This window comes from Bacteroides caecigallinarum, assembly GCF_021530995.1.
Taxonomy (GTDB): Bacteria; Bacteroidota; Bacteroidia; order Bacteroidales; family Bacteroidaceae; genus Phocaeicola; species Phocaeicola faecigallinarum.
In genome coordinates this window covers 1-216 of sequence record NZ_JADYTF010000383.1, presented here as the reverse complement: position 1 = coordinate 216, position 216 = coordinate 1, and the positions used below count along the sequence as shown (strand labels likewise).

Sequence of the window (216 nt, the reverse complement as noted above, 5' to 3'; positions counted from 1 at the left end):
TATACACCCACCAATGTACTCGTGAGGAATACAAAGATAACACAATAATCTTGCATATCGAATCCAAAGAGCGTGAAAAAGTGTGTCCGAAGTGCGGGCATCGCCAATTGGTCAAGAACGGTTTTCGAGTTCGTGACTTTATAGGACTCCCGATAGGCGGCAAAAAGGTGATAATCCGCATGAAAGTCCAACGCTATAAGTGCAAGAATCAGGATT

General features: G+C 43.5%; 1 protein-coding gene. It reads left to right on the top strand.

The window, feature by feature from the left end:
• Nucleotides 1–216, top strand: a 216-nt coding sequence (locus I6E24_RS17130; protein ID WP_235329889.1) for a transposase family protein, incomplete at both ends; no start/stop codon positions are given.